The 21,197-nt window shown below is 67.6% G+C and carries 15 protein-coding genes; 5 read left to right on the top strand and 10 right to left on the bottom strand.

The window, feature by feature from the left end; all coding sequences use genetic code 11:
* Positions 1 to 129: 129 nt before the first annotated feature.
* Genes G3N98_RS04240 through nthA form a run of 3 tightly spaced genes read right to left on the bottom strand, consistent with a single transcriptional unit; the run spans position 130 to position 2,686 of the window.
* A complete protein-coding gene (locus tag G3N98_RS04240) occupies positions 130 to 1,392 on the bottom strand; it encodes a GTP-binding protein (protein ID WP_206147323.1) in 1,263 nt (420 codons plus the stop codon).
* Entirely contained in the window at positions 1,389 to 2,042 is a 654-nt protein-coding gene (nthB, locus tag G3N98_RS04245; protein ID WP_124577823.1) for a nitrile hydratase subunit beta, read from the bottom strand. Before nthB ends, G3N98_RS04240 begins: the two co-directional genes overlap by 4 nt.
* A gap of 44 nt (positions 2,043 to 2,086) precedes the next feature.
* Positions 2,087 to 2,686, bottom strand: coding sequence for a nitrile hydratase subunit alpha (nthA, locus tag G3N98_RS04250; RefSeq protein ID WP_206147325.1), 600 nt, complete (start codon positions 2,684 to 2,686; stop codon positions 2,087 to 2,089).
* A gap of 512 nt (positions 2,687 to 3,198) precedes the next feature.
* Here nthA and G3N98_RS04255 point away from each other — a divergent pair.
* From G3N98_RS04255 to G3N98_RS04270, 4 genes are all read left to right on the top strand, one after another.
* Positions 3,199 to 4,095 carry a transporter gene (locus G3N98_RS04255; RefSeq protein WP_206147327.1) on the top strand — a complete coding sequence of 299 codons (897 nt, stop codon included), beginning with the start codon at positions 3,199 to 3,201 and terminating at the stop codon, positions 4,093 to 4,095.
* Between the two features lie 96 nt (positions 4,096 to 4,191).
* A complete protein-coding gene (locus G3N98_RS04260; protein ID WP_089474778.1) occupies positions 4,192 to 5,250 on the top strand; it encodes a phenylacetaldoxime dehydratase family protein in 1,059 nt (352 codons plus the stop codon).
* 56 nt (positions 5,251 to 5,306) lie between these two features.
* A complete protein-coding gene (locus G3N98_RS04265) occupies positions 5,307 to 6,833 on the top strand; it encodes an amidase (RefSeq protein WP_206147329.1) in 1,527 nt (508 codons plus the stop codon).
* A gap of 144 nt (positions 6,834 to 6,977) precedes the next feature.
* The gene (locus G3N98_RS04270) at positions 6,978 to 8,018 is read left to right on the top strand and encodes a helix-turn-helix domain-containing protein (RefSeq protein ID WP_089475653.1); all 1,041 of its coding nucleotides are present in this window, start codon (positions 6,978 to 6,980) and stop codon (positions 8,016 to 8,018) included.
* Positions 8,019 to 8,093: 75 nt separating this feature from the next.
* Here G3N98_RS04270 and G3N98_RS04275 read toward each other — a convergent pair whose 3' ends face one another.
* The 6 genes from G3N98_RS04275 to G3N98_RS04300 all read right to left on the bottom strand — a co-directional run bounded on the left by G3N98_RS04275 (position 8,094) and on the right by G3N98_RS04300 (position 17,197).
* Positions 8,094 to 9,533, bottom strand: coding sequence for a heavy metal sensor histidine kinase (locus G3N98_RS04275; protein WP_206147331.1), 1,440 nt, complete (start codon positions 9,531 to 9,533; stop codon positions 8,094 to 8,096).
* Complete coding sequence (locus G3N98_RS04280) at positions 9,530 to 10,225, bottom strand: heavy metal response regulator transcription factor (protein WP_011355331.1); 696 nt, start codon at positions 10,223 to 10,225, stop codon at positions 9,530 to 9,532. The genes G3N98_RS04275 and G3N98_RS04280 overlap by 4 nt, the downstream gene beginning before the upstream one ends.
* A gap of 28 nt (positions 10,226 to 10,253) precedes the next feature.
* Complete coding sequence (locus G3N98_RS04285; protein ID WP_206147399.1) at positions 10,254 to 11,774, bottom strand: efflux transporter outer membrane subunit; 1,521 nt, start codon at positions 11,772 to 11,774, stop codon at positions 10,254 to 10,256.
* A gap of 5 nt (positions 11,775 to 11,779) precedes the next feature.
* Positions 11,780 to 13,009 (bottom strand): efflux RND transporter periplasmic adaptor subunit, encoded by a 1,230-nt coding sequence (locus tag G3N98_RS04290; protein WP_089432620.1) that lies wholly within the window; start codon positions 13,007 to 13,009, stop codon positions 11,780 to 11,782.
* A 36-nt stretch (positions 13,010 to 13,045) separates the two neighbouring features.
* Positions 13,046 to 16,213: an efflux RND transporter permease subunit gene (locus G3N98_RS04295; protein ID WP_206147333.1), complete on the bottom strand. Its 3,168-nt coding sequence runs from the start codon at positions 16,211 to 16,213 to the stop codon at positions 13,046 to 13,048.
* A gap of 228 nt (positions 16,214 to 16,441) precedes the next feature.
* On the bottom strand, positions 16,442 to 17,197 hold the full coding sequence (locus G3N98_RS04300; protein WP_179257726.1) for a Crp/Fnr family transcriptional regulator: 756 nt from the start codon (positions 17,195 to 17,197) through the stop codon (positions 16,442 to 16,444).
* Positions 17,198 to 17,365: 168 nt separating this feature from the next.
* Here G3N98_RS04300 and G3N98_RS04305 point away from each other — a divergent pair, with 168 nt between their 5' ends.
* On the top strand, positions 17,366 to 19,027 hold the full coding sequence (locus G3N98_RS04305; protein ID WP_089474783.1) for an acyl-CoA synthetase: 1,662 nt from the start codon (positions 17,366 to 17,368) through the stop codon (positions 19,025 to 19,027).
* 36 nt (positions 19,028 to 19,063) lie between these two features.
* Here the strand turns inward: G3N98_RS04305 and G3N98_RS04310 are convergent, their stop codons facing one another.
* Complete coding sequence (locus G3N98_RS04310; RefSeq protein ID WP_206147335.1) at positions 19,064 to 21,046, bottom strand: methyl-accepting chemotaxis protein; 1,983 nt, start codon at positions 21,044 to 21,046, stop codon at positions 19,064 to 19,066.
* Between the last annotated feature and the right edge of the window lie 151 nt (positions 21,047 to 21,197).

Below are 21,197 nucleotides of genomic sequence, written 5' to 3' on the forward strand. Positions count from 1 at the left end.
CGTATTGAAGAAAACTGCCCTTGGCGCCGCTGTCGGGATTCACGTCACGCTGAACCGGGCGCAACGCCCACTGGCCGATCGAAAGTCGTCGGTCGCAGGCGTTGCAACCGACGCCGTCGAATCCCCCCTTCACGGATGGGCGGGAGTCGCGAGCGCGTCGAACCTGTCAGCTTCCGGAAACTGGCGCCACGACGCCGGGCCTGAGGCGATTTCCGCGACCGTCAGCAGACACGCATCAAGTTCGCGGCGCAACTGGACGTAATCGATCGACTGCCCGATGAACACGATTTCCTGCCGGCAATCGCCAGCCGGTTCCTCCCATTTCTTCAGCACGCCGTCGCGACGATAGTCGTCGTGTGGCCAGTCCGACGGTGGGGTAAACCGCCACCATCGGCCAACGTAACCCCACTGGAACGCGTCGCCGGCCTGCACGAGCATGGCGGTTTCCGCATATCGGTGCGCAACCCAGACATATCCCTTGCAGCGAAGCAGTCGGCCGTTGGTCCAGGGGCGATTCAGCCACGCGAGCAGACGCGCCGGATGAAACGGCGCACGTTCGCGATAGACCCACGACAGGACCCCGTACGCATCCGATTCCGATGGGCGTTCGTCGGCCTGCATGCGTTGCATCCATCCCGGCGATTCGACGAGCGCCGGTAGATCGAAGCGCCGCGTATCCAGGACGTCCGACGGGTCGACTTTGCCGTGCTGCATCGGCAGGATGCGCGCCGATGGATTCAGTGACGCCAGAATGGCGCGCAGCCGCTCGAAACCCGCATGGCCGATCCGGTCGAGTCGGCTCACGAGGATCACGTTCGCATATTCGACTTGTTCGATCAGCAGATCCGACAACTTGCGCGGTGGATCGGCATCGCCGTCGTTCGCGAGCGGAGCGTCGCGCGCGACCGGTTCGGGCGACGCGATCATGTCCTCGAACGTCTCGCCGTTGACCACCGTGACGAGCGTGTCCAGCCGCGCGAGCTCGCTGAGGCTGAAACCGTCCCGGTCGAGAAACGCGAACGTCTCCGCGACCGGCATCGGCTCCGAGATACCCGTCGACTCGATCAGCAGATAATCGAAGCGACGCTGCCGCGCAAGCGTGCTGATCTGCTCGAGCAGATCGGCGCGCAGCGTGCAGCAGATGCAACCGTTGGTCATTTCGACCAGTTCGTCCTCGCCTCGATGCAGCTCGACATTGCGCCGCACGTCGTCGGCGTCGACGTTCACTTCGCTCATGTCGTTGACGATCACGGCGACCTTCAGGCCGGCGCGGTTGCGCAGGATGTGGTTCAGCACCGTCGTTTTTCCGGCGCCGAGGAAGCCGGACAGCACGGTGACCGGAATCCTCGGCGCCGGGGCCGCAGGCACGTGTCGATTGGCCGGCGTCGTCATGCGCTCTGCCCGGACGCGCGATCCAGGTAGCCTTCGAACAGGTCGACCACGACATAGCCGTCGTCGGCGGCGTCGCCCCACAGATCCTTCACGCGGAACTCGACGTGATAGGTCGGCTGATGCGCGGCGCCGGCGTCGCCGTGGCCGATCGCATCCGGGAACGGCCACGATTCGGTCGTCCGGTGCAACACGACGCCTGCCTTGCCGCGAACGTAGCCCGGCGCGCGGATGTGTCCGCTGACGTATTCGTCGCGAACGACGACGCGATCGCCGACCTCGAACCGCGTCGACTCGGATGGGGCCGCGCGGCCGCCGGATCGCGGCGGGTTCGCGAGCCGGAAATGCGAACCGAGCGCGCGGTCGAGTTCATCCTGCGCGAGCACGCCGGTTTCGACGAGCAATGTTGCGGTCGCGATGACGTAGCGCTCGTAGTAGCGCGTGCCGACGTGCTGGCGCACGTCGATGCGTTCGACTGCGTGACGTACCTCGTCGACGCTGAATTTTTTCAGTTGGTCCACCCCGACGAACATCAGGCTGTACGCGAGATGCTCCCAGTCTTCCTTGAAGACCGGTTTGTAGCCGAGACTGTTGATCGTATGCGGCACCGGGCCGAAACCCTGGAATCCGCCGAGGTCGTGAAAGCCGTCCATATGTGATCTCCGAGATGAAGGTCGAGAGCGAAACGGGGGGCGAGTCAGTGCGCGCGCGGCAGCGCAACGCCGATCAGCACGTCCTTGGTGACGAGCGTGCGCAGTTGTTCCTCGGTCATGTGCTCGCTGCCGGCCGGCCGCACGGGCAGCACGAGATAGCGGCTTTCGGCGGTCGTGTCCCAGACCTTCACGACGACGTCGTCGGGCAGCTCGGTGCCGAGTTCCCGCAGTACCGTGCGCCCTTCGCGGACGAGCCGTGCACGATATTCGAAGCCCTTGTACCACTCGGGCGGCAGCCCGAGTACCGGCCAGTTCGTGCATGAGCACAGGCTGCAGACGATCACGTTCTTCAGCGTGGGGGTGTCTTCGAGCGCGACGATGTATTCGCCCTGCGGGCCGGTGTAGCCGAACTGCGCGCATGCGGCCGTGCCGTCCGTCAGCAGCAGTTCGCGAAACGCCGGGTCGACCCACGCGCGCGCGACGATGCGCGCGCCGTTGGCCGGATCCCAGGTCGTGGACATCAGCTCGGTCAGATTTTCGATATAGCCGTCGGGAATCAGGTTCTTCTCTTTCATCACGCGAAACAGCGCCCAGGCGCGTTCGCCGGGCGTCGAGGGTGTTTCCTCGGAAGGAATCGGGTTCATCGTGGGGCTCCTTGTCGTGGTTCGGGGCGACCGCCGCCACGGCGTTGCGACTGCCGTGGCGGGGTGGGGGCGCGCCATGTCGGTCACGCTCGACGAGCAGGGTAAGAAGAGAAAAAGCGCGGTTCTTTGCCGGCACGGATCGGAAACTGTGCCGAGACGGCCCCCGTGGGCGGCAGGCGCCGACGCGCACCGGATGCACGGCGATTCACGGCATCGACCGGGCGTCCGGTACGCAGAGGCGGCAGCCGGCGCGCGTTTGACGACCGCCGTATGGCACCGGCTACGGAGGTCCGCCACAGCCTATTTCTTGTTCCGTCGGAAAACAGAAATGCGGATTTTGCCTTTCTATTCTCACCCTCAAGCGATGGCCGTCCGGTGTCGCGAATCGTCGGCACTCTCCCGAGGACCGGCGGAATAACAGTCAGCCAGCACCCCGCGATGCCACCGTCCGGCCACCGTTCCCGTTGGTCGTACGTCGAACGTGGCGGTGCCTGCGCATCCAGGTGAGGAGCATGATGGACAGCGTCAACAGAATGAAACTGAAGCGAATCGCGCGATGGATCGGCTTGTCGCTGATGGTCGTCGCATCGCATTACGCAGGCGCGGTGGAGGTCGATCCGGGCGACTACGAGCAGTATCCGATCGGCGCGACGATCGGCGTGCTGTACTACAACTATTCGGCGACGAATGCGTACTACGCGAATGGCCACCGGACATCCGATTTCGATCTGCAGTCCAATGTCGGCATCGCCCGTCTGCTGCATGTGTTCCAGCTCACCGACAGGCTCACGATCGATCCGCAGGTGTTGCTGCCGTTCGGCCACATCAGCAGCTTCGGCAACGCCGGAGCGCTTGGCAGTACGAACGGTATCGGCGACGTGATCCTGACCGCGCCGTTGAAGTTCCGCCTGAACGAAGCGAAGGACGTCGTCGCCGCGACGGTCTACGTTTACGCGCCGACCGGGAGTTACGACCAGAACCGTGGTCTCAATCTCGGCGCCAATCGCTGGTCGCTGGATTTCCAGGCGGCCTACGTCAAGCACTTTTCGCCGCAGTGGGCACTCGATCTCGTCGGCGACGCGATCTGGTACGGCAACAACACGTCGTACGGCGCGAACGGTGCGACGCTGCACCAGCGGATGAGCTACAGCGCGCAGGCGATGGTGCGTTACATGCCTGATCCGGGCACGTCGCTCGGGATCGGCATCACCCAGCTCTGGGGCGGTGAAACGAGCGTCGACGGCGCGGACAACAACGACGCGCTGCGCACGACGCGCCTGCGGATCACCGCGGCGAAGTTCGTGACGAAGGCCGACCAGGTGCAAATCCAGCTCGGCACCGACCTGAGCGTGCGCAACGGCCCGAAGAACAGCCTGCTCGCCGGCCTGCGTTACGCGCACATCTTCTGACAACCCGCATGCGCCGGGATATGCCCGGTGCAAGTCGCTACGTGTCTCCCCACGTCGATACCTCGACACCCGATTCCCTTTCCAGAGAGGTCACGCATGGAATCCGCCATCGACAAACACCTGATTTGCCCGCGGACGTTGTCACGCCGCGTCGCCGATGATTACCAGCCGCCGTTCCCGATGTACGTCGCCCGGGCCGCCGAAGACCTGAGCCAGGTCGTGATGGGCTATTTCGGCGTGCAATACAGCGGCGCCGGCAAGCGCGCAGCGGCGCTGGCCGCATTGCGCCGGATCGTCGCCGATTTCGGTGCGCAGGACGGCCCGAACAACTTCGACCTGACACAACACACCGACGACCAGGGCTACGAGAACCTGATTGCCGTCGGCTACTGGCGCGATCCGGCCGCGTATGCGCGCTGGATTGCGTCGCCGGCCATCGTCGAATGGTGGGCTTCCGACGCACGCCTCGCGGACGGGATCGGCTACTTCCGGGAAATCGTCGCGCCGCGCGCCGAGCAGTTCGAGACGCTTTACGCGTTTACGAGCGATTTCCCCGGCGTCGGCGCGATCATGGACGGCGTCAGCGGCGAGATCGAGGAGCACGGCTACTGGGGATCGATGCGCGACCGGTTCCCGATCTCGCAGACGGACTGGATGAACGCGAACGGCGAGTTGCGCATCGTCGAGGGCGATCCGGCGCGCGGCGGCCGCGTGGTCGTACTTGCACACGACAACATCGCGCTGATTCGGTCCGGTCAGGACTGGCGCGCGGCGGAGAACGACGAGCGCCGACTGTATCTCGAGGAGATCGAGCCGACGCTGCGCAGCGGAATGGAGTTCCTGCGCGACAACGGCAAGGACGTCGGTTGCTACAGCAATCGCTACGTGCGCTCGATCGATCTCGACGGCAACGTGCTCGACGAGAGTTACAACATCGGCCACTGGCGCTCGCTCGACCGCCTCGAGCGGTGGGCCGAATCCCATCCGACGCACCTGCGGATCTTCGTCACGTTCTTCCGCGTCGTCGCCGGGCTGTCGAAACTGCGGCTGTATCACGAGGTTTCCGTCTTCGACGCAAAACATCAGGTCTACGAATACGTGAACTGCCATCCGCGCACCGGACTGATGCGCGACGCCGTCGCCATCGCCCGCTGACCCCCGCCGGCGCCAGCCACCGCTGGCGGTGCCGCTTACCAAACTGGAGAATGTCGATGGCCATCAAACGCCCGACTCGCGAACAACTGTCCGACATCGCAGCCGGTTTCGGCTTTCATGTCGATTCCCGCCAACTCGCCGAATACGACGATGCGCTGCAGGCGAACTTCGACGCGTACGACGTGATCGACGCGCTGCCCGACCATCTGCCCACCGTCTCGTATCCGCGCACGCCCGGCGACCGCCCGGAAGGCGACGAGAACCGTTACGGCGCATGGGCGCGCAAGAGCACGATCCACGGCGCCGCCGACGGTAAGCTGCGCGGCAGGACGGTGGCCATCAAAGACAACATCTGCGTCGCCGGTGTGCCGATGCGCAACGGCGCAAGCACGTTCGAGGGCTACGTGCCCGATATCGATGCGACCGTCGTCGCGCGGGTGCTCGACGCCGGCGCGACGATCGCCGGCAAGGCGACCTGCGAGTACTACTGCTTTTCCGGCGGCTCGCACACGAGCGCGTCGGGGCCGGTGCACAATCCGCGCAAGGCAGGACACTCGGCCGGCGGCTCGTCGTCCGGCTGTGGTGCGCTGGTCGCGAGCGGCGAGGTCGACATGGCGCTCGGCAGCGACCAGGGCGGCTCGGTGAGAATCCCGTCCGCCTATTGCGGCATCTACGGGATGAAGCCGACGCACGGGCTCGTGCCATACACCGGCGCGATGCCGATCGAGGCGACCGTCGATCATCTCGGGCCGATGACGAGCACCGTGCTCGACAACGCGCTGCTGCTCGACGTCATCGCGGGCGACGACGGGCTCGATCCGCGCCAACGGATGTTGCCGCCGCGCGCCGATTATCTCGGTGCGATCCGCGACGGCATCTCGGGCCTGCGGATCGGTGTTCTGCGCGAGGCGTTCGGGCTCGCGAATTCGGAGAAAGCGGTCGACGAGGCCGTGCGGGTCGCCGCGCGCCAGTTGCGCAAGCTGGGCGCGAGCGTCGACGAAGTGTCCGTGCCGCTGCATGCGGCCGGCACCGCCATCTGGCTGCCGATCGCGGCCGAGGGGGCGACGCAGCAGATGATGAAAGGCAACAGCCACGGTTTCAACTGGGGCGGCCTGTACGTGACCGGCATGATCGATCATCACGCGGGCTGGCGTGAGCGCGCCGACGAACTGCCGGATACCGTGAAGGTGACGATGCTGCTCGGCGAATATTTCACGAGCCGATATCGCGGGCGTTACTACGCGAAGTGCCAGAATCTCGCGCGACGCTTGCGATCGGCTTACGATGCGGCCCTGCAGACGTATGACGTATTGCTGATGCCGACCGTCCCGGTGCGCGCGTCGGAACTGCCGAAGCCTGGCTGTGCGGTGTCCGAATCGCTGACGCGGGCGTTCGAGATGCTCGCGAATACGGCGCCGTTCGACGTGTCCGGGCATCCGGCCATGTCGCTGCCGTGCGGGGTGGCTGACGATCTGCCGATCGGGCTGCAACTGGTCGGGCGCCGCTTCGATGAGGCGACGATCTACCGCTGCGCCTATGCGTATGAACAGTCTTCCGACTGGCGTCAGGCGGCATTCGCATGACATGCCCGGCGCGGCAGCGCTTCGCCGCCGCGCCGCATGTCGGTCCGACCGGCAACGCGGCTTGCACCGTTGCCGATTGGACAAGGCGCTTTTGAACGGGCACGCTACCGGCTGCGTGTTGGCTAACCCATGTGGGGCACGACCATGACGATGCGTCCTTTCCCGCGCGCCGCGAGCTGCGACGCGCCCGGCCCGGCGTCCGGCAGCCCGCCGGTCGAATGGACGAATTCGGCGATCGAGGTGGCGACCGACGGCTCGGTCAGCCAGCGTATCGAGTTTTGGCGCGAGACGATTCTGCGCTTGTTCGCGGACGTGCAGATCGCGGCCGTGCAGAAAGCCGATTTCTTCGGCCAGGTGCGGCAGCGCAAATGCGAAAAGATGCGAATCTCGGAAATCTACGCCAGCGAGCAGGCCGTGATCCGGCGCTATCGCCAGGCGCGGAGCGAGTATGAGGACAAGTATTTCGGCGTCTTGATGCTCGAGGGCAGCCAGTCGGTCGAGCAGGACGGCAAGATCGTCACGCTGCGCCCCGGGGATTTTGCGATCTACGATGCGACCCGGCCTCACCACCTGCAGTTCGGCCAGTCGTGGCGCGAGATCGTCGTCAGCATTCCCCGCGCGACCCTGAACCAGCTCGTCATCGGGATGGAGCACCGCACGGCCTGCCCGACGCAAACCGGGGAGGGCGTCGGCAGCGTCATGCGTGCGTTTCTCGAGCAGATGTCGTCGCAGATCCGCAGCGTGACCGAGGACGAGATGCGGCAGTTGTCGGATACCGCGATCTCGCTGATCGCGATGACGCTCGGCGGCATGCAGCGCAACGACCTCGCGCAATCGAGGATGAAGGCGTTGACGCTGACGCGTGTCAAACGGCATCTGGTCGAGCACCTGCACGATCCGGAGCTGAGCCCGATGATGATCGAGCGGTCGATCGGGATGTCGTCGCGGTACATCAACAAGCTGTTCGAGGCCGAAAACACGTCGCTGATGCGTTACGTATTGAACCTGCGGCTCGAACGGTGCGCACAGGATCTTGCGAATCCGCAATGCGCGATGCTGCGCGTGTCCGACATCGCGTTGCGCTGGGGATTCAACGACATGTCGCATTTCAGTCGCGTGTTTCGGGAGCGGTTTGCGATGTCGCCGCGGGCGTGGCGCGAGCAGGGCGGCAAACCGCACGCGTAACCCGTCCCGGGCGGCGTTCGCGGCAGTCAAGCGCCGGTCGGAAGCGCGGCGGGACGTCGACTGGCGCGGCCGCCGTCAGTGCAGCGCGCTCGGCGCGTGCGCCGGCCGGGTCTCGTGCCGGTCGGCCGGAGGCAGCGGGCCGCCGGCGCAGGGTTTCGTCGAGACCGAGAAGCCGAACGTGTTGACGCCGCCCGAACACGCGACGAATACGCTGCCGCCGTGCATCTCGGCCACGGCCTTGACGATCGACAGCCCCAGCCCGTGGTTCTCCTTGCTGTTCGCGCGCGCTTCCTCGAGCCGGTAGAAGCGCTCGAATACGTGCGAGCGCCGGGCGGGGTCGATCGGCTCGCCGGGGTTCGCGACGGACATTTCGACCAGCGTGTCACGGCGCACGATCGTCACGCTGACCGTCGCGCCGGGCGCCGAGTGCTGGATCGCGTTGATCAGCAGGTTCGTCATCGCGCGGCGGAACAGCGACGGATCGACGGCCGCGCGCGCGTCGCCGTGCAGCTCGGCGCGCAACTGCGCTTCGTCGAGCGGGATTTCGAGGAAGTCGAGCATGCGCCGCACTTCGTCGGCGAGCGACACGTCCTTCAGGTCGGTCGCGCGTTCGCCGCGGTCGCTGCGCGACAGGAACAGCATGTCGTTGATGATCACGCGCAGCCGCTCGAATTCCTCGAGGTTCGACTGCAGCGTCCGCTCCATCCGCTCGACCGTGCGGTCGCGGCTGGTCAGCGCGACCTGGGTCTGGCCGATCAGGATGCTGACCGGCGTGCGCAGCTCGTGCGCGACGTCCGCGTTGAACGCCTCGAGCCGCGCGTAGGTTTGCTGGATGCGGTCGAGCGCACCGTTGAACGACGTGGCGAGGTCGCGCAGCTCGGGCGGCAGCGCGTCGGTCTGCAGCCGCTGGCGGCGATTCGCGAGGCTGATCGCCGAGGCGTCCTGCGACAGCCGGTCGAGCGGCGCGAGCCCGAAGCGGGCCACCGCGCGGCTCAGCAGCAGCGTGATGATCGTGGCGATCGTGATCAGCCCGGCGAGCGTCCAGCCGAAGCGGCGCAGCATCCGCTGCGTGCGCTCGCACGAGCTGGCGACGGTCAGCTTCAGCGGCGGCCGCTCGCCGTTGCCGGCCACCATGACGGTCTTCGTCATCACGTCGTAGGTGCTGTGGTTCAGCGCATAGCGCTGGAACGCGCCGAACGGTGCGCCGACGGGCACGCCGTCGACGGGCGTGCCGAAGCGGAAATCCGGATTCGGGCTGTCGACCTGGTAGTGCGTCGAGCCGTCGGGCGGTTCGAGGTCGGCGAGCTTTTCCTGCATGAGACGCCCGCGCATGGCCGTGGTCGCATGCGACACGATCATCTCGGCAACCTTGGTGCGCGTATCGAGCGTCGCGCGCAGCTCGGCGAACAACTGGCGCTCCATCATCACGAACAGCCCGCAGCCCACCAGCGTGAACACGAGCAGCGACACGATGCCGAACATCGCCGACAGCCGCAGGACGATCGAGCGTTTCATGCCGGCCTCTCGGTGTCGCCGTCCTCGCGCGCCTCGAGCACGTAGCCCATGCCGCGGATCGTGTGCAGCAGCTTGTCCGTGAACGGGCCGTCGAGTTTCGCGCGCAGGCGCTTGATCGCCGTTTCGACGACGTTCGCGTTGCTGTCGAAGTTCACGTCCCACACGAGTTCGGCGATGGTCGTCTTCGACAGCACCTCGCCGCTGCGCCGCGCGAGCACGCCGAGCAGCTGGAATTCCTGCGCGGTCAGGTCGAGCCGCGTGCCGTCGCGCGTCGCGCGGCGGCCGATCAGGTCGACCCGCAGGTCGCCGATCGAGATCAGCGTCGATTCCTGCACGCGGGCGCGGCGCGTCAGCGCGCGCAGCCGCTCGATCAGCTCGAGGAACGAGAACGGCTTGGTCAGGTAGTCGTCGGCGCCGCCGCGCAAGCCCCGCACGCGGTCGTCGACACGGTCGCGCGCGGTCAGCATGATGACGGGCGTCTGCTTCTGCGCGCGCAGTGCACGCAGCACGCCGAAGCCGTCCAGCTTCGGCAGCATCACGTCGAGCACGACCACGTCGTAGTCGAATTCGACGGCTTTCCACGCGCCGTCCTCGCCGTCGAGCGCGGTGTCGACGACCCAGCCTTCCTCGGTCAGGCCGCTCTTCAGGTATTCAACGACTTTCGGTTCGTCTTCGACGATCAGGACTTTCATGTTCGAATCCGTTGTCCGGGTAATCCGGTTAAGGGCTCGGGTGCGCCGGGGCCGGGGCGGGCACCGGCGCTGCCGTGGCGACCTCGGCCGGCGCGGGGCCGCCCGCGGCTTGGCCATCCCAGCCGCCGCCCAGCGCCTTCGCGAGAAACACGACGAGCGCCGCGCGCTGGCCCTGGATCTGCACGGCCTGCCGCTCGCTCGTCAGCAATTGCTGCTGGGCCGTCAGCACGTCGATGAACGGCGTCAGGCCGCCCGCGTAGCGATCCTGCGCGAGCGACACGAGCTTGCGCGCGTCGTCGACGGCCGCGGCGGCCTGCTGCGCCGCCTCGGCGAGCACCGACAGGCCCGTGACCGCATTCTGCACCTCCTGGAACGCGGTGAGTACGGTCTGCCGGTAGCTGGCCTGCGCGGCGACATAGCCGGCCTGCGCGAAATCGACGCCGGCCTTCAGCTTGCCGCCTTCGAACAGCGGCTGGCTGAGCGACCCGCCGACCGACCACAGCAACGCCGGCACGTTGAACAGGCCGGCGAAGCGCGTCGCATCCCAGCCGATATCGGGCGACAGCGTGATGCGCGGGAAATACGCGGCGCGCGCGACGCCGATCTGCGCATTCGCGGCGGCCATCGCGCGCTCGGCCGACGCGACGTCGGGGCGCCGCTGCAGCACGTCGCTCGGTAGGCCGGTCGGCAGCGCCGGCGCGTTGATCGGCACGACGCGCGGTGCGATCGAGAAGGCGGGGGCCGGCGTGCCGACCAGCGTCGCGATCGCGGTTTCGACCTGCACGCGCTGCTGGAGCAGCAACTGCGCCTGCGTGCGCGTCGCGTCGAGCTGCGCGCGCTGCTGCAGCAGGTCGAGGCCCGACACCGCACCGAGGTCGTGGCGCGCGCTCACGTAGTCGAGCGCCTTCTGCTGCAGGTCGATCGAGCGCTTGACGACGTCGATCTCGGTGTCGAATTCGCGCAGCGCGAAATAGCTCGACGCGAGATTGGCGGTCAGCACCAGGCGCGCGTTCGCGAAATCGTCGCCGGCCTGCTCGGTGGTCGCCTGCGCCGATTCGACGGTGCGCCGCACGCGGCCGAACAGGTCGAGTTCGTAGCTGACGGCCGCGCCGACCTGGATCTCGTTCTGCACGGTCGACGTGCTTTTCGTCGCGTAGTTGGTTTGCGGCCGGTCGGCGGAGATCTTGAAGCGCTGGCCGCTCGCGTTCAGGCCGACGGCCGGATACTGCGCCGAGGCGACCGACGCGAGCGTCGCCTTCGCCTGGTCGTAGCGCGCGGCGACGGCTTTCAGGTTCTGGTTGTTGCGCAGCGCGTCGGCTTCCAGCGCGTCGAGCTGCGGATCGCCGAACGCGGTCCACCATGCCGGGTCGAGCGGCGCGCGGGCCGGCGCGGCCGGATGCCAGTACGCATCCGCCGGGTCGAGCCGCCACGCGGCCGGCGTGTCGACGTCGGGCCGCCTGTAATCGGGGCCGACCGTGCAGCCGGCGAGCGCGGCGGCGAGCGCAACCGACGTGATGGAGACGGCGGCGGGCCGCCGGCGGACGCGCAGCGCGATCACGACTTCGCCTCCGCGGCGCCGGAGGCCGGCTTCGCGGCCGGCGCCGTGACGATCACCGGGTCGCCGTTCGCGAGCGCGTCGCTCGGGTTCGTGACGAGGCGGTCATTCGGCGTGAGCGGGCCGTCGACCTCGAGCGTCTGCCCGATCGTGCGCACGACCGTCACCTGCTTCAGCCGCACCCGGCCGTTCGCATCGACGGTGGCGACCGTCGGGCCCTCGGCGCGGAACAGCAACGTATTGGCCGGCACCTGCAGGCGGCCGACCGGCGTCATCGGCAACGTCGCCTGCACGTACGCGCCGGGCAGCAGCTTGCCGTCCGGGTTCGGCAGCGTGATCTCGATCTGCAGCGAGCGCGTCGCGACGTCGATCGCCTCGGACGTGCGCGTGACCGTCCCGTCGAAGGTCCGGCCCGGCAGCTCGGCCTGCGCGACGCTCACGTGCTGGCCGACCTTCACCTGCTGCGCGTACGCCTGCGGCACCTGCACGTAGAGGCGCAGCCGGTCGGCCTGCACGACCGTGAACAGCGAGCGGCCCGCGTTGCCGGAACTGACGAGATCGCCGACGTCGACGTTGCGCTGCGTGACGATCCCGTCGATCGGCGCGGCGATCCGCTGGAAGCCCTTCAGTTCGGTGAGGCGGCGCATGTTCGCATCGGCCGCGGCGAGGTTCGCGGTGCCCTGGTTGAACGCGCCTTGCCGGTCGTCGAGTTCCTGCTGCGAGACGGCATCGCGCTGGCGCAATTGCTGCGCGCGGTCGAACGACGTCTTCGCGAGCGCGAGTGCGGCTTGCGCCTGCTGGCGCTGCGCGGTGGCCTGCGCGAGTTCCTGGTTCAGCTCGGGCGTGTCGAGTTCGGCGAGCGTCTGGCCCTGCTTCACGTGCGCGCCGATGTCGGCCTGCCAGCGCAGCACGTAGCCGCTCGCGCGGGCATAGATCGGCGCCTCGACGAAGCCGCGCAGCGTGCCGGGCAGCGTCAGCTTGCCGCCGGTGGCCGCATCGACCGGATGCGCGACGGTCACGTACTGACGCGTGTTCTGCTCGGCGACCGCGTCGAGCCGGTTGTGGTTCAGCACGTTGACGACGACCGTGCGCGCGGCGCCGGCGGCCAGCAGCACGCCGATCACGACCAGGACGATTTTCCCGCGTCGCGACACCGACGACCGTGTCGGCAGGTGCATGCCGTGTTCGTCCACCTGGATGCCGACGGCGCTGTGATGTTTCTCTTCCATGAATTCAACCAAATCAACCGGGTAGTGGGACGAAAGTCAGTGGCCGGCCTGGCGCGCACGCCGGCGGGCCAGCCGCGCATGCACGCCGCCGAACACCAGCGGCACGAACAGCAGGGTCGACACGGTCGCGAACAGCAGCCCGCCGATCACCGCGCGGCCGAGCGGCGCATTCTGCTCGGCGCCTTCGCCGAGGCCGAGCGCCATCGGCACCATCCCGATGATCATCGCGAGCGCCGTCATCAGCACCGGCCGGATCCGTGTCGCGCCGGCTTCCAGCGCGGCCGTGAGCGGCGGCGCGCCGTCCGCGAGGCGCTGGCGCGCGAACGACACGACCAGGATGCTGTTCGCGGTCGCGACGCCCACCGTCATGATCGCGCCCGTCAGCGCGGGCACGCTCAGGTGCGTGCCGGTGATGAACAGCATCCAGACGATGCCGGCGAGCGCGGCCGGCATCGCGCTGATGATGATCAGCGGGTCGAGCCACGACTGGAAATTGACGACGATCAGCAGGTAGACCAGCACGATCGCCATCGCGACGCCCGCGCCGAGGCCGATATACGACGTGCGCATCGTCTCGATCTGGCCGCGCATCGTCAGCTCGGTGCCGCGCGGCAGCGCCGCGCGCGCACCGGACACGATGCGGTCGATCTCGCCGGCCACCGCGCCGAGGTCGCGGCCTTCGACGCTCACGTACACGTCGATCGCCGGGCGGATGTTGTAGTGCGTGATCACGGCCGGGTTCGCGGTGCTGCGCACCTGCACGAGGTTGCCGAGCAGTTGCAGCGGCATGCCCGTGCGGCCGCTCGCCGAGATCGGCGTGCCGAGCAGGTCGTCGACCGACGAAATGTTGTATTGCGGGGTCTGGATCTGCAGCGGGTACTGGACCCCGCTGCGCGGGTTGATCCAGAACGACGGCGTGGTCTGAGAACTGCCGGACAGCGAGATCAGCATGTTCTGCGCGACGTTCTGCGCGGAGAGATTGAGCTGCTGCATGCGCGTACGGTCCATGTCGGCCAGCAGGGTCGGTTCGTCGTTACGTTGCAGCACGTGCACGTCGACGGCGCCGGGGATTTGCCTGATCTTTTTCATCAGGCTGCTCGCGATAGTCATGTTACTCGCGAGATCGTTGCCGAGCACCTGCAGGTCGATCGCGGCCGGTTGGCCGAAGTTGAGGATCTGCGTGATGATGTCCGACGGCTGGAAGAAGAACTCGACGCCCGGGAAGCGCTCGGGCAGCACTTGGCGCAGCGCCTGCACGTAGTGCTGGGTCGCGCGGTGGCCGGGCTTCAGCGCGATCAGCAGCTCGCCGTCGAGCGTGCCGATCGTGCCCGCGTTGCTGTACGACAGGTTGATGCCGCTCACCGGCAGGCCGAGGTTGTCGACGATCGCGCCGAGTTCGTCGGGCGGCACGGTGTCGCGGATCACGCGCTCGACCTGGTCGGCGAGGCGCGCGGTTTCCTCGATCCGGTAGCCGGTCGGCGCGCGCATGTGCAGCCGGATGTTGCCGGAATCCGCATTCGGGAAGAAGTCGCGGCCGAGCACGAACACGAGGCCCGTCGACAGCACGCAGAAGCCGAGGAAGCACATCGCGTAGAAGCGGCGGCGCACCAGCAGGATGCTGAGCAGCACGATGTACCACGCGCGCAGCCGCTCGAACGCCGCGTTGAACGCATGATGGATGCGCGCGAAGCGCGACGTCGCATGGCCGGCGCCAGTGCCCGCCTGCTGCGGGCGGAACAGCAGCATCGCGAGCGTCGGCACCAGCGTGCGCGACAGCACGTACGACGCGAGCATCGCGAACACGACCGCTTCCGCGAGCGGCACGAACAGGAAGCGCGCGACGCCCGTCAGGAAGAACATCGGCACGAACACGATACAGATGCACAGCGTCGACACGAACGCGGGCACCGCGATCTCGCCCGCGCCTTCGAGGATCGCGTCGTGCAGGTTCGTGCCGAGATGCAGGTGCCGCTCGATGTTCTCGATCGTCACCGTCGCATCATCCACCAGGATCCCGACCGCGAGCGCGAGCCCGCCGAGCGTCATGATGTTGATGGTCTCGCCGAGCGCGGACAGCGCGATCAGCGACGTGAAGATCGACAGCGGGATCGAGATCGCGATGATCAGCGTGCTGCGCCAGTTGCCGAGGAACAGCAGGATCATCATCGCGGTCAGCACGGCGGCGATCAACGCCTCGTGGATCACGCCCTGGACGGCCGCGTTGACGAACACCGACTGGTCGAACAGCGGCGTGATCGTGAGCCCTTCGGGCAGCGTCGGGATCACCTTCGGCAGCAGCGCCTTCAGGTCCGACACGACCTTGAGCGTCGACGCATCGCCGCTTTTCAGGATCGAGATGAGCACGCCGCGCTGGCCGTTCTGGCGCACGACGTTGGTCTGCGGCGCGAAGCCGTCGCGCACCGACGCCACCTCGCGCAGGTAGGTGGTCGCGCCGTTGATGGTCTGGACCGGCAGGCTGCTGATGTCGGCGACGGTGTCGGCCGAGGCGTTCGTGTCGATCCGGTATTCGGTCTGGCCCATCTTCGCGGTGCCGGTCGGCAGCACGAGGTTCTGTGCGTTGACCGCGTTGACGATGTCGGCGGGCGTGAGCCCTTTCGCCTGCAGCGCCTGCGGATCGAGGTCGATCGCGACCACGCGCGTGCGGCCGCCGTACGGGAACGGGATCTGCACGCCCGGCACCGTGATCAGTTGCGGGCGCAGGAAGTTGAGCGCGATGTCGGCGAGCGACTGTTCGCTGAGCGTCTTGCTCGACAGCCCGAGCTGGATCACCGGGATGCTCGACGCCGAATAGGTGATCACGAGCGGCGGCGTCGCGCCCTGCGGCATCTGCCGCACGATCGCCTGTGCGGACGAGACCGTCTGCGCGATCGCCGTCTGCACGTTCGCGCCCGGCTGCAGGAACACCTTCACGACCGCGATGCCGGGCAACGACGTCGATTCGACGTGCTGGATGTTGTTGACGGTCGTCGTCAGGATCCGCTCATGCACGGACGTGATGCGATTCGTCATCTCGGTCGCGGAGAAGCCGCTGTAATTCCAGATGACGCTGATCACGGGAATGTTGATCGCGGGCAGCACGTCGACCGGCGTGCGCATCAGCGCAAGCGGGGTGGCCAGCACGATCATGATGGCCATCACGATGAACGTGTAGGGGCGCTTGAGCGCGAGATTGACGATCCACATGGAGGCAGCGGGGCGGGCGGTGATCAGGCGTGGGTAAAGGGCACCCGAATGATAGGCGTCGGCGTGGAACGGGTTACTGTCGCGAAACTGGCGGAATTGTCAGGTGGGGGCGGGGCGGCCGATTGCCGATTCAGCAGAGGAAACGCCGCGCGGCGCGATGGCCGGAAAACGGCTGCGATACCGGATGGGCGCGCTGCGTCGATGGCGATTCCGTTCATCGGCGCGCGCTCAGATCTGCTCCATCCCGACACGCGCGAGCGCCCCGAGATCGACGACGTCGATCTGGTTGTACGCGAGCCGCAGCGCGCCGAGCTTCTCGAGCTGCTGCAGCGCCTGGTTGATGCGCTGTCGCGATACGCCGACGAGCATCCCCAGTTCCTCCTGCGAGATCGACAGCGACGGGCCGGTGTCCGGGTACAGGTCGGGGTTGAAGAGCTGCGCGAGCGCCTGCGCGACGCGTGCGTCGACATCCAGCAGCCGGCTGTTCTGGATCGACGCGATGAACTCGCCCATCCGGTTGTTCAACTGATGGATCACGAAGCGCGTGAACGGCAGGCTCGTATCGAGCAACGCATGGAACGTGTCGACCGGCACGAACAGCACGGTCGAGCGCTGGATCGCGACGACCTCGTACTTGCGCAACTCGCGCTTGATCACGCTGCCTTCGCCGAACCAGCCGCCCGACGGCACGCCGGAGAACGTGCAGCCGCGCCCCGACGCATTGAAGATCGCGAGCTTCAGCAGCCCGCGGTGCACGCCGATCCAGTATTCGGATGGCGCGAGCCGATGCGCGATCACATCGCCGGCCTCGCACTGCTCGACGCGCGACTGCGCGAGCACGAGCGCCTGGTGCTCGGGCGCGAGCGTGCGGAACCACGCGCACTGGCCGAACAGCGTGGCCAGCGCCGGCAGCGGGCCCGGTTCGGGCAGCGCGTCGGCGGGATGAGCGGGCGCGTCGGGCGGGGCAGCGAGAGGGTCGTGCATGGGTGCGGGTTTGCGAGGATAGGGATAACGCGCAGCGCGTGAAAGGCACTCTGTCGTTTCGATGACAGACGGCTCACAATAGCGCCCGTTAGGCTGTCGGCAATTGAACCACATCAAAACGATCCGGGGTGGATGCACCCCGGTCGACAGGACACGGGAGACAGGATCATGACGCAGATGTTCGAGGCCGGACTCGGCCGCCGCGACGCGAATTACGTGCCGCTCACCCCGATCGACTTCCTGGTCAGGACGGCCGAAGTCTACGGCGAGCGCCTTGCGATCGTGCACGGCGACGTGCGCCGCACCTGGGGCGAGACCTACACGCGCGCGAAGCAACTGGCGAGCGCGCTCGCGCGGCTCGGCGTCGAGCGCGGCGACACGGTCGCGGCGATGCTGCCGAACATTCCGGCGATGGTCGAGGCGCACTTCGGCGTGCCGATGGCCGGCGCGGTGCTGAACACGATCAACACGCGGCTCGACGTGTCGTCGGTGCTGTTCATGCTGCGTCATGGCGAGGCGAAGGTGCTGATCGTCGACACCGAATACGCGGAGTTCGCGCATCGCGCGGCGCTCGAGGTGCCGGGCCTGAAGATCGTCAGCGTGGCCGACGCGATGCCGGCCGACCCCGCACGCTTCGCGGGCGCGACCGACTACGAGGCGCTCGTCGCGAGCGGCGACGCCGACTACGCATGGACGCCGCCCGCCGACGAATGGGAGGCGATCGCGCTGAACTACACGTCCGGCACGACCGGTGATCCGAAGGGCGTCGTCTACCACCATCGCGGCGCGTATCTCGCGGCGGTCAGCAACCTCCTCGAATGGGACATGCCGAAGCACGCCGTCTACCTGTGGACGCTGCCGATGTTCCACTGCAACGGCTGGTGCTTCCCGTGGGCCGTCGCGGCGCGTGCGGGCGTGAACGTCTGCCTGCGCAAGTTCGATGCGAAGACGGTGTTCGACCTGATCCGCCGCGAACGCATCACGCATTACTGCGGCGCGCCGATCGTGCAGAGCGCGATCGCGAACGCACCGGCCGAATTCCGTGAAGGCATCGACCACACGGTGCACGCGATGGTCGCGGGTGCGGCGCCCGCGCCGGCCGTGATCGCGAAGATGAAGGAGATCGGCTTCGACCTGCTGCACGTGTACGGACTGACCGAGGTCTACGGCCCGGCGACCGTCTGCGCGAAGCAGTCGCACTGGGAGGCACTGAGCGACGACGAGCGCGCGCGGCTCAACGCGCGCCAGGGCGTGCGCTATCACCTGGAGGCGGGCGCGACGGTGCTCGATCCCGACACGATGGCGCCGGTGCCGGCCGATGGCGAGACGCTCGGCGAGATCATGTTCCGCGGCAACATCTGCATGAAGGGCTACCTGAAGAACCCGAAGGCGACCGACGACGCGTTCCACGGCGGCTGGTTCCATACCGGCGATCTCGCGGTGCTGATGCCGGACGGCTATATCCGGATCAAGGATCGCAAGAAGGACATCATCATCTCGGGCGGCGAGAACATCTCGAGCATCGAGGTCGAGGATGCGCTGTACCGGCACCCTGCGGTGGCGGTGGCAGCCGTCGTCGCGATGCCCGACCCGAAGTGGGGCGAGGTGCCGTGTGCGTTCGTCGAGCTGCGCGAAGGCGCGAGCGTGACCGAGGCGGAGATCGTCGCGCATTGCAAGGCGCTGCTGGCGGGCTTCAAGGTGCCGAAGGCCGTGCGGTTCGGCGAACTGCCGAAGACGTCGACCGGCAAGATCCAGAAGTTCCAGCTGCGCAACGCGGTGGGATCGGACAAGGCGATCGATCTGGCAGGCGACGACAAGAACAAGAAGTAGGCGATGGGCCGGCCGTCGCCGGCCAGCCGTTCTCCGTCACGCCTTCCGTTCGAGCCGGAACACGCTGACCGCATCCGACAGGTGCGCGGCCTGGTCGCGCAGCGCGACGGCCGCGCGTTCGGCATCCGAGATCAGCATCGCGTTCTGCTGCGTCGCGTCGCCGATCTGCGTGACGGCCAGGTTCACCTGCTCGATACCGGTCGACTGTTCGCGCGACGCGGCGCTGATTTCGCCGATCAGCGTGCTGACCTGGTCGACGCGCGCGACGATGTCGCGCATCGTGCCGCGTGCGGCCTCCGCGATCCGGTAACCCTGTTCGACGGTCGTCGACGACTCGGCGCTCAGCGCGTCGATCTCCTTGACCGCGGCCGCGCTGCGCTGCGCGAGCGCGCGCACTTCGGCCGCGACCACCGCGAAGCCCTTGCCGTGTTCGCCCGCGCGCGCGGCCTCGACGGCCGCGTTCAGCGCCAGGATGTTGGTCTGGAACGCGATGCCTTCGATCGCGCCGGTGATCTCGGCGATCCGGCGCGTCGCGCGGCCGATGTCGTCCATCGTCGCGACCACGCGCTGCACCGCGGCGTCGCCGTTCGTCGCGGCGGCCGACGCGTCCGCGACCAGCGCATTGGCTTGCGCCGCGTGCTCGGCACTCTGCTGCACGGCGGCGGTGATCTGTTCCATGCTGGCGGCCGTCTGTTCGACGCTGCTCGCCTGCGTCGCGATCCGCGCGGCGATGTCGCTGCTGCCGGCGGCAATGTCGACCGTGCCGCGCGCGATGTCCGCGGAGCTGTTGCGCACCTGCGCGACGATCCGCGCGAGGCCGTCGCCGATCCCGTCGACCGCCTGCACGAGCCGGCCGATCTCGTCGTCGCCGGCCTGGCCGCGCGTGGCCGCGCCATCGCGGATGCGCACGCTGAGATCGCCCGCCGCATAGCGTTCGGAGGCCCGTGCCGCCGCATCGAGCGGCCGGCTCACGACGCGGCGCACCACGATGACGAACAGCGTCGCGAACGCCGCGACGAGCACGGCGCCGATCATCAGGAAGCGGTTGCGGGTGGCGCGCATGGTGGCGAGCAGTTCGTCGTCGAGCGCGATGCCGCCGACGAGCCACTGCCACTGCGGAATCGTCGTGAACGACACGAATTTGGCGGTCGGGCCGCCATCGTGCGCGGCCGGGTCGGTCGACGTGTACGCGAGCCGCCCCTGGCCGGTTGCGAGCATCTGCGCGTACGGCGCGCGCGTGTCGTCGGCCCGCTGGCCGTCGGCGTCCGGATGCACGACGAAGGTGCCGCGCGACGGGCCCTGCGACGCATCGAGCACGAAGTAGTAGCCGTTGTCGCCGATCTTCAGCGAGCGGATGCCGTCCTCGACGAGCTTGAGTTCGGCGCCGATGTCGAGGCCGACGAACAGCGCGCCGATCACGCGGCCGGTCGCATCGGTCACCGGCTTGTACTGCGTGATGTACGGCCGGCCGAACAGCTTCGCGAGGCCCGTGTAGCTGCGTCCGGCGACGAGCGGTGCGTACGCGGGGCCGGCACGGTCGAGTTTCGTCCCGACGGCACGCGCGCCGTCCTGCTTCTTCAGCGACGTCGTGATGCGCACGAAATCGTCGCCGTCGCGCGCGAAGATCGTCGCGATCGCGCCGCTTTTCTTCAGGAACTGGTCGGGAATCGAATAGTCGAGGTCGAGCGGCTGGCCGCCCGCGAGCAGGGTCGGCGCGGCAACGCCGCCGATGTCGACGGTGCGCGCCGGGTCGAGCGAGAAATCGGGCGGCAGGAAGCTCGCGAACAGCGACATCGAGCGGTTCGCTTCGGCCGACAGCGCCTTGTCGAACAGGTCGACCATCGCGCGGATCGACTGTTCCTTGTCGACGATCCGCATGTGTGCTTCTTCAGCCAGCTGCTGGCCGGCGAAATGAGCGAGTGTCCACGCGAACACGGTAAACAGCACGGCGACGAGTGCGCACGCCAGCGCCGCGAGACGCGCGCCGACGCTCACCCGGCCCAATTGAGTCAATCTCATGGAACATCCTGAGTGGGGAGGGAGAGGAGGCGGAACGCACGCGTCACCGCTAGTCGTCCGGTTAATACGGCAACTTCGGCGAAATCTTTAGCGGCGCGTGGTCGATGGCGGTGCCGGCAGGTGCGGCCGTCGCGCGGGCGGGCGACGAGAG

This window comes from Burkholderia sp. Tr-20390 (assembly GCF_017104595.1).
Taxonomy (GTDB): Bacteria; Pseudomonadota; Gammaproteobacteria; order Burkholderiales; family Burkholderiaceae; genus Burkholderia.

Excerpts from the sequence above, each read along its gene's own strand:
- G3N98_RS04240 (WP_206147323.1), bottom strand. The coding sequence starts at position 1,392 with ATGACGACGCCGGCCAATCGACACGTGCCTGCGGCCCCGGCGCCGAGG.
- nthB (WP_124577823.1), bottom strand. The coding sequence starts at position 2,042 with ATGGACGGCTTTCACGACCTCGGCGGATTCCAGGGTTTCGGCCCGGTG.
- nthA (WP_206147325.1), bottom strand. The coding sequence starts at position 2,686 with ATGAACCCGATTCCTTCCGAGGAAACACCCTCGACGCCCGGCGAACGC.
- G3N98_RS04255 (WP_206147327.1), top strand. The coding sequence starts at position 3,199 with ATGATGGACAGCGTCAACAGAATGAAACTGAAGCGAATCGCGCGATGG.
- G3N98_RS04260 (WP_089474778.1), top strand. The coding sequence starts at position 4,192 with ATGGAATCCGCCATCGACAAACACCTGATTTGCCCGCGGACGTTGTCA.
- G3N98_RS04265 (WP_206147329.1), top strand. The coding sequence starts at position 5,307 with ATGGCCATCAAACGCCCGACTCGCGAACAACTGTCCGACATCGCAGCC.
- G3N98_RS04270 (WP_089475653.1), top strand. The coding sequence starts at position 6,978 with ATGACGATGCGTCCTTTCCCGCGCGCCGCGAGCTGCGACGCGCCCGGC.
- G3N98_RS04275 (WP_206147331.1), bottom strand. The coding sequence starts at position 9,533 with ATGAAACGCTCGATCGTCCTGCGGCTGTCGGCGATGTTCGGCATCGTG.
- G3N98_RS04280 (WP_011355331.1), bottom strand. The coding sequence starts at position 10,225 with ATGAAAGTCCTGATCGTCGAAGACGAACCGAAAGTCGTTGAATACCTG.
- G3N98_RS04290 (WP_089432620.1), bottom strand. The coding sequence starts at position 13,009 with ATGGAAGAGAAACATCACAGCGCCGTCGGCATCCAGGTGGACGAACAC.
- G3N98_RS04295 (WP_206147333.1), bottom strand. The coding sequence starts at position 16,213 with ATGTGGATCGTCAATCTCGCGCTCAAGCGCCCCTACACGTTCATCGTG.
- G3N98_RS04300 (WP_179257726.1), bottom strand. The coding sequence starts at position 17,197 with ATGCACGACCCTCTCGCTGCCCCGCCCGACGCGCCCGCTCATCCCGCC.
- G3N98_RS04305 (WP_089474783.1), top strand. The coding sequence starts at position 17,366 with ATGACGCAGATGTTCGAGGCCGGACTCGGCCGCCGCGACGCGAATTAC.
- G3N98_RS04310 (WP_206147335.1), bottom strand. The coding sequence starts at position 21,046 with ATGAGATTGACTCAATTGGGCCGGGTGAGCGTCGGCGCGCGTCTCGCG.